Here is a 7,963-nt window from a genome sequence, read left to right on the forward strand (position 1 = left end):
GAACCGGTGTGGTTCCTCGGCACGGTGGGCGTCGACCCCGCTCACCAGGGCGCCGGGCTGGGACGCGCGGTACTCGCCCCCGGCATCGCCGCGGCCGAGGCCGCCGGGCTGCCCGCGTTCCTGGAGACCACGGGCGAACGCAATCGCCGCTTCTACGAGGCGCTGGGCTTCCGGGTGGTGGCCACCGTCGAGATCCCGGACGACGGCCCGACCACACTGGCCATGCTGCGCGAACCGCGCGGCTGAGCGCCGCGCACCGAACGCTGGTCACCTCCGCGGCGCCGCCGTCGCCCCGGTGTCCCGGCCTGCCACGCGGCGCGAACCGTGGGCGTGCGCCGGACGCGACCCGTCACCGACGACAACGGGCCCGGCGCGCGGCCGGGCCCGCGACCTCGCCGCCGAACCGGCGACCGGCGCGGCTTCAGGCCTCGTCGAGAAGTTCCGCGGTGACCGCCGATTCGGTGTCGGGAATGCCCAGCTCGCGGGCGCGACGGTCGGCCATGGACAGCAGGCGGCGGATGCGGCCCGCCACGGCGTCCTTGGTCATCGGCGGGTCCGCGAGCTGGCCGAGTTCCTCGAGCGAGGACTGGCGGTGCTCCACGCGCAGCTTGCCCGCTGCGGCCAGATGCTCGGGCACGTCGTCGCCGAGGATCTCCAGCGCGCGCTCCACGCGGGCCGCGGCCGCGACGGCGGCGCGGGCCGAGCGGCGCAGGTTGGCGTCGTCGAAGTTGGCCAGCCGGTTGGCCGTGGCCCGCACCTCGCGGCGCATCCGGCGTTCCTCCCAGGTCAGCCGGGTGTCCTGGGCGCCCATCCTGGTCAACAGCGCGCCGATGGCCTCGCCGTCACGCACCACCACACGGTCGGTGCCACGCACCTCGCGGGCCTTGGCGGTGATGCCGAGCCTGCGGGCCGCGCCGACCAGCGCCAGCGCCGCCTCCGGGCCGGGGCAGCTCACCTCGAGCGCCGAGGATCGGCCGGGCTCGGTCAGCGAGCCGTGCGCGAGGAAGGCCCCGCGCCAGGCCGCCTCGGCGTCGGCGATGCTGCCCCCCACCACCTGGGCGGGCAGTCCGCGCACCGGACGACCACGCACGTCGAGCAGGCCGGTCTGGCGCGCCAGCGCCTCGCCCTCCTTCGACACCCGGACGACATAGCGGGAGGTCTTGCGCAGCCCGCCGACGCCGAGCACGTGCACATCGGATCCGTAGCCGTAGAGCTCGAAGATCTCCCGGCGTAGCCGCCGGGCGATGGAGCCCATGTCCACCTCGGCCTCGACGATCACCCGGCCGCCGACGATGTGCAGGCCGCCCGCGAAACGCAGCAGAGCCGACAGCTCCGCCTTGCGGGAACTCACCTGCGACACCGTGAGCCTGCTCAGCTCGTCCTTCACCTCGGCTGTCATCGCCACGAGACGCGCTCCTTTCCACCCAACCCTGACCGCACACCCGCGCCCATGTGCCGTCCCTCGACTCGAAGTCCTGCCGGCTGCGGCCGAGGTTGCCGGATCAGCTGATCCAGAGCTGCGGCGAGCTTGCCGGGATGATGCCGATCGGTCCCCGTTTCGGCGACATCGGAGAACGTTACCCGCGCGCGCAGTTGTTCGGCGGCTCTTGCGACATGTTCGCGTTCCCGGCCCGGAGGAACCGAGTCCGAATCCACCAGAACCTCGTCCACGGTGAATTCCGGTGCGTGCTGAGACAATACGTGCAGGTGCCGCTCGGCGGAGAAACCCGCGGTCTCGCCGGGCTGGGCCGCCAGGTTCAGCACCAGGATCTTGTGCGCTCTCGTATATACCAGGGCGTCACGGAGTCCGGGGACCAGAACGTGCGGAATCACGCTGGTGAACCATGATCCGGGCCCGAGCACCACCACGTCGGCGTGTTCGATGGCGGCGGTGGCCTCCGGGCTGGCGGGCGGATCGGACGGGATCAGCCGCACCCGGCGCACCTTGCCGGGGGTGGTCGCCACCGCGACCTGGCCGCGGATGCTCCAGGTGACTCTCGGATCCGCTTCCAGGCCGGAGACATCGGCCTCGATGTCCAGCGGGATCGGCGACATGGGCAGCACCCTGCCGGTGGAGTCCAGCATGGCCGCGACCTCGTCGAGGGCGGCCACCGGGCTGCCGAGCACCTCGGTCAGCCCCGCGAGGATCAGATTGCCCAGCGAGTGGCCCGCCAGCGCGCCCGTGCCGCCGAAACGGTGTTGCAGGGTGCGCGCCCGGACACCGTCCGGCTCGCCCGCCAGCGCCGCCAGCGCCATCCGTAGATCGCCGGGCGGCAGCATGCCCAGTTCGGTGCGCAACCGGCCGGAGGACCCGCCGTCGTCGGCGACGGTGACCACCGCGCAGATCCGCCGGGTGAGCCTGCGCACCGCGCTCAGGGTGGCGTACAGCCCGTGCCCGCCCCCCAGCGCGACGACCGCGGGGTCGGTCTCCCATTCGGTCATTCGCGCCCCAGGTCCCGGTGCACGATCCGCACCTGCCCGGCCGAACCCTCCGCGGTGCCCGCGCTGATCAACTCCCCGAGCGCCTCGGCGATCGCCACGCTGCGATGCCTGCCCCCCGTGCAGCCCACTGCCACGGTCATGTATCGCTTCCCCTCTTGGCGGTAGCCACCCGTCGTCAGATCGACCAGGTGGTGAGCGGTGTGCAGATAGTCCATCGCGCCGGGGCGCGACAGCACGTACTCACTGACCACGGTCTCCTGCCCCGAGTGCTCACGCAGTTCCGGTATCCAGTGTGGATTGGGTAGGAAACGCACATCCAACACCATGTCGGCGTCCAGCGGAACCCCGTACTTGAAGCCGAAGGACTGCACCGTCAGTTGCAGCGCGGCGGGCGCGCCGTTGCCGTAGGCCTCCTCCAGCTTGCGGTGCAACTGGTGGATGGACAGCTCGGTGGTGTCGATCACCAGATCGGCTTCCGCCTTGACCTTGGCCAGCCGCTCGCGCTCGGCGGCGATGCCGGAGGACAGCGTGCCGTCGGCGGTCTCGCTCTGCAACGGGTGCCTGCGGCGGGCGAAGCCGAACCGGCGGATCAGCACGTCGTCGCTGGCCTCGAGGAACAGCACCCTGGTGCGCAGCCCGAGCGCGCGCAGCTGCTCGGTGACCACCGAGAGATCACCGGAGAAGAACCGGGAGCGCACGTCCATGACCAGCGCGAGCCGGGTGATCGGCGGGTCGGCGGCGGCACCGAGCTCGACCATGCGGCCGATCAGCTCCGGCGGCAGGTTGTCGGCGACGTACCAGCCCAGATCCTCGAGAACCCGGGCGGCGGTGCCCCGGCCCGCGCCGGACAGTCCGGTGACGACGACGACCTCGGCCTGCTGTTCGATCCTGCCCGCGGCCGACCGGCCTGCCTGGCTCGCGGTGTTGTTCGATTCGACGCGTGTCATGTCCTACCGGGTTCGTGTCAGGGTGCCTCTTTCGATCATCGCGCACCGGAACGGGGATCGGGCGCCGACACTCAACCTACGCGACGGCCGATCGAATCTCTCATCCGCTTCCCCCTCCGATTTCCCACCCGAGACACGTCATCGGGGCAGGCGGCCCGCCGCCTCACGACTCCCCGTGCAAGGCCGCCAGCACCGCTTTCGCGGTGGCCACCCCGATGCCGGGCACTTCGGTGATCTGCTCGACGGTGGCCTCCTTCAACTTGGCGACCGAACCGAAGTGGGTCACCAGCGCGGTGCGGCGGGCCTGGCCGAGGCCGCGCACCGAGTCCAGCGCCGAGGCGGTCATCCGGCGGGAGCGCTTGTTGCGGTGGTAGGTGATGGCGAAGCGGTGCGCCTCGTCGCGGATGCGCTGCAACAGATACAGGGCCTCGCTGTTGCGGGGCAGGATCACCGGGTCGGGCTCCCCGGGCACCCATACCTCCTCGAGGCGCTTGGCCAGGCCGATCACCGCGACATCGGTGATGCCCAGTTCGTCGAGCACCTCCGCGGCGGCGGCCCCCTGCGGCGCGCCGCCGGCGGCGACGTAGAGATTGGGCGGATAGGCGAACTTGCGCGGCTTTCCGGTGCGCGGGTCGATACCGGGACGCGAGCCGGTCTCCTCCGCACCATCGAGCGGCCCGTCACCCACCGCCCCCGCGCAGGCGGGCTCGCCGTCGACCAGCGGCGTCCCCGGCGCGGTGCCGTCGAGTTCGCCGCGCTCGGCCTCGTCGCGTTCCTTGCGCAGCCGGTAGAAGCGGCGGCGGGTGACCTCGGCGATGCTGGCCACATCGTCGGAGCGGCCCCCGCCCGCGGCCTCCTTGATGGCGTAGTGCCGGTACTCCGAGGAGCGCTTGAGACCGTCTTCGAACACGACCAGCGAGGCCACCACATCGGTGCCCTGCACATGGCTGATGTCCACGCACTCGATGCGCAGCGGCGCGGTGTCCAGGTCGAGCGCGTCCTGGATGTCCTGCAACGCGGCCGAGCGCGCGGTGAGATCGCCCGCGCGCTTGAGCTTGTGCTGGGCCAGCGCCTCGGCGGCATTGCGCCGCACCGTCTCGGCCAGTGCCTTCTTGTCGCCGCGCTGGGGCACCCGCAGGCGCACCGACGAGCCGCGCAGGGTGCTCAGCCACTGCTGCACCTGGTCGTGGTCGGCGGGCAGGGCGGGCACGAGCACCTCGCGCGGGACGATGGAGGCGCTCTGCTCGGCGGGGTTCTCGTCGGCCTGGGCGACCTGCTCACCGTAGAACTGGGTGAGGAACTGTTCGACCAGCGCGGCGGTCTCGTCGACGGGCGCGCCCTCGCCGTCGGCGGCGGAGGCGGCGGCGTCGGCCGGCAGATCGATCGCGTCGCCGGACTTGTCCACCACCCAGCCCCGCTGGCCACGCACCCGCCCGTCGCGCACGTGGAAGATCTGCACCGCCACCTCCAATTCGTCGGTGGCGAAGGCGATCACGTCGGCGTCGGTGCCGTCGCCGAGCACCACCGCCTGCTTCTCCAGCGCGCGGCGCAGCGCCTGCACGTCGTCGCGCAGCCGGGCGGCGGTCTCGAAGTCGAGCTCCTCGGCCGCGGCGTGCATGCGCCGCTCCAGCTCACGGACCATGCGGTCGGTGCGGCCTGCGAGGAAGTCGCAGAAGTCGTCGACGATGGCGCGGTGCGCCTGCGCGTCGACCCGGCCCACGCACGGCGCCGAGCACTTGTCGATGTAGCCGAGCAGGCAGGGCCGCCCGATCTGGCTGTGCCGCTTGAAGACTCCGTTGGAGCAGGTGCGCGCCGGGAAGACCCGCAGCAGCAGGTCCAAGGTCTCGCGGATGGCCCAGGCGTGGGCGTAGGGGCCGAAGTAGCGCACGCCCTTGCGCCGCGCGCCCCGGTAGACGAACAGCCGCGGGTACTCCTCGTTCAAGGTGACCGCGAGCACGGGATACGACTTGTCGTCCCGGTAGCGCACATTGAAGCGCGGGTCGAACTCCTTGATCCAGTTGTACTCCAGTTGCAGCGCCTCCACCTCGGTGGAGACGACCGTCCACTCCACCGAGGCGGCGGTGGTCACCATCTGCCGTGTCCTCGGGTGCAGCGAGGCCACATCGGCGAAGTAGGAGTTCAGGCGCGCGCGCAGGCTCTTGGCCTTGCCGACGTAGATCACCCGGCCGTAGGCGTCCCGGAATTTGTAGACACCCGGCTCGACGGGGATGGTGCCCGGCGCCGGCCGGTACGTCGCTGGATCTGCCACCTCGCCAGCCTATCGACCGGCTCCGACAGTCTGTCGTGCCCTGCGCGGGCCGGCACACCTCAGCCGCACCGGCCACCCCGCGGCGCGACCGGGCCCGCCTCCTCTCCGGCCGTGGGCTGTGGGGCCGGGACGCTGTAGGGGGCCGGGACGCTGTGGGTCCCCGGGGCCTGGGAGTCAGCGCGGGACGGCGAGCCCGTGCGCGCGCAGCGCGTCGATGAGCGCGTCCGGGCGCTGCGCGACGGGCAGCGGGTCGACCAGCGCGAAGCGGCAGCCCAGCTCGGTGGCGCCGCCGTCGGTGACCGGGCTGTCGCCCACCATGAGCGCCGCCTCGGGGGCGACGCCGAGCTCGTCCAGCGCCGCGCGGAAGATCAGCGGCTCGGGCTTGCGCGCGCCGATCTCGTGGGCGACGGCCACCGCCTCGACCCGGGCGTCCCAGCCGTGCGCGGCGAGCACCTGACGCGGATCGGCGGCCAGATTGCTCACCACGCCGACCGGGATACCGTGCGCGGCAAGGAAACTCAGCACCGCGTCGGTGTCGGGGTAGGGCGCCCAGCAGGCCGGATCGACCTGTTCGGGGTCGAAGACCCGACCAGCGGGGACAGCGCCACCGAGAGCGCCCTCGGCGTCGGCCAGACCGCCTCGGGGTAGATCGGCGCCGGGTAGAGGGGTGCCGGGCACATCCGCGCCGCCGGGGCCGGGATCCTCCCACCGGAAGAGCGTGCCGGAGAAGTCGAACAACACCGCTTCGATCGCCACCGGCTCAGCCTACCGAGGACCGGCGCGATCACCGGGGACCGCGTGTCGCGACACGATCCGGCAACATTTCGGTTCACTGCGAGCGAAACCCTGTGACTTCTCTGCGAGGCTTGCCTAACGTCTGTGCGCATGACAGTTGATCCGGCCGAGCAGGCCCGCGAGTGGAGCTTCGAGACCAAGCAGATCCATGTCGGACAGGTGCCGGACGGCACCACCAACGCCCGCGCCCTGCCCATCTACCAGACCACCTCCTACACCTTCCGCGACACCGCGCACGCGGCTGCGCTGTTCGGTCTGGCCGAGCCGGGCAACATCTACACCCGCATCATGAACCCCACCCAGGACGCCGTCGAGCAGCGGATCGCGGCCCTCGAGGGTGGCGTCGCGGCGCTGCTGCTGTCGTCGGGTCAGGCCGCCGAGACCTTCGCGATCCTGAACATCGCAGGCGCCGGTGACCACATCGTCTCCAGCCCCCGGCTGTACGGCGGCACCTACAACCTCTTCCACTACACTCTGCCGAAGCTGGGCATCGAGGTCTCCTTCGTGGAGGACCCGGACAACCTCGACCAGTGGCGCGAGGCGGTCCGCCCGAACACCAAGGCGTTCTACGGCGAGACCATCTCCAACCCGCAGAACCACATCCTCGACATCCCCGGCATCGCCGAAGTGGCCCACGCCGAGGGCATCCCGGTGATCGTGGACAACACCGTCGCCACCCCGTATCTGATCCAGCCGCTGAAGCACGGCGCGGACATCGTGGTGCACTCGGCCACCAAGTACCTGGGCGGCCACGGCGCGGCCATCGCCGGCGTGATCGTCGACGGCGGCAACTTCGACTGGACCCGGGGCCGCTTCCCCGGCTTCACCGAGCCGGACCCGAGCTACCACGGTGTGAAGTACGCCGACCTGGGCGCTCCGGCCTACGCCCTCAAGGCGCGCGTGCAGCTGCTGCGCGACCTCGGCGCGGCGATCTCGCCGTTCAACGCCTTCCTGATCAGCCAGGGCCTGGAGACGCTGAGCCTGCGCATCGAGCGGCACGTGCAGAACGCACAGGCCGTGGCGAAGTTCCTGTCCGAGCGTCCCGAGGTCACCTCGGTGTCCTACGCGGGCCTCGAGTCCTCGCCGTGGTTCGAGCGCGGCCGCGCGCTGGCCCCCAAGGGCACCGGCGCGGTCATCGGCTTCGAGCTGGCGGGCGGGGTCGACGCGGGCAAGCGTTTCGTCGAGGCGCTGAGCCTGCACAGCCACGTCGCCAACATCGGTGACGTGCGCTCGCTGGTCATCCACCCGGCCTCCACCACGCACTCGCAGCTGACCCCCGAGGAGCAGCTGAACGCGGGCGTGACCCCGGGCCTGGTGCGCCTGGCCGTCGGCATCGAGCACATCGACGACATCATCGCCGACCTCGAGACCGGTTTCGCCGCCGTCAACTCCTGACACCGACACTCCCGAAACGGGGGGGCCCCCAACCCCGCCGCCCCGGTAGGGGTGTGCCCGGGGGGGTAGGGGGTGGCGTTTACGAAGTGGGGGGGCCCGGGGGGGGGATAATTAG

At 71.6% G+C, this 7,963-nt stretch carries 7 protein-coding genes; 2 read left to right on the forward strand and 5 right to left on the reverse strand.

Going from position 1 to position 7,963, the window contains the following annotated elements; translation table 11 throughout:
• The coding region (locus QH283_RS13175; RefSeq protein ID WP_280503292.1) for a GNAT family N-acetyltransferase at positions 1 to 246 on the forward strand (246 nt) is incomplete at its 5' end.
• 175 nt (positions 247 to 421) lie between these two features.
• Here QH283_RS13175 and whiA read toward each other — a convergent pair.
• From whiA to QH283_RS13200, 5 genes are all read right to left on the reverse strand, one after another.
• Positions 422 to 1,399, reverse strand: coding sequence for a DNA-binding protein WhiA (gene whiA, locus QH283_RS13180; protein ID WP_280503298.1), 978 nt, complete (start codon positions 1,397 to 1,399; stop codon positions 422 to 424).
• The gene (locus QH283_RS13185) at positions 1,396 to 2,442 is read right to left on the reverse strand and encodes a gluconeogenesis factor YvcK family protein (protein WP_280503293.1); all 1,047 of its coding nucleotides are present in this window, start codon (positions 2,440 to 2,442) and stop codon (positions 1,396 to 1,398) included. The genes whiA and QH283_RS13185 overlap by 4 nt, the downstream gene beginning before the upstream one ends.
• A complete protein-coding gene (gene rapZ / locus QH283_RS13190) occupies positions 2,439 to 3,389 on the reverse strand; it encodes an RNase adapter RapZ (protein ID WP_280503294.1) in 951 nt (316 codons plus the stop codon). Before rapZ ends, QH283_RS13185 begins: the two co-directional genes overlap by 4 nt.
• 163 nt (positions 3,390 to 3,552) lie before the next feature.
• Positions 3,553 to 5,658, reverse strand: coding sequence for an excinuclease ABC subunit UvrC (uvrC, locus tag QH283_RS13195; RefSeq protein WP_280503295.1), 2,106 nt, complete (start codon positions 5,656 to 5,658; stop codon positions 3,553 to 3,555).
• A gap of 174 nt (positions 5,659 to 5,832) precedes the next feature.
• Positions 5,833 to 6,414, reverse strand: coding sequence for an HAD family hydrolase (locus QH283_RS13200; RefSeq protein ID WP_280503296.1), 582 nt, complete (start codon positions 6,412 to 6,414; stop codon positions 5,833 to 5,835).
• A gap of 129 nt (positions 6,415 to 6,543) precedes the next feature.
• Here QH283_RS13200 and QH283_RS13205 point away from each other — a divergent pair, with 129 nt between their 5' ends.
• Positions 6,544 to 7,848 (forward strand): bifunctional o-acetylhomoserine/o-acetylserine sulfhydrylase, encoded by a 1,305-nt coding sequence (locus tag QH283_RS13205; RefSeq protein WP_280503297.1) that lies wholly within the window; start codon positions 6,544 to 6,546, stop codon positions 7,846 to 7,848.
• The last annotated feature ends 115 nt before the right edge of the window (positions 7,849 to 7,963 follow it).

Origin of the sequence: Nocardia farcinica (genome assembly GCF_029867845.1) — a bacterium.
In the GTDB taxonomy this organism is placed as follows: domain Bacteria; phylum Actinomycetota; class Actinomycetes; order Mycobacteriales; family Mycobacteriaceae; genus Nocardia; species Nocardia farcinica_A.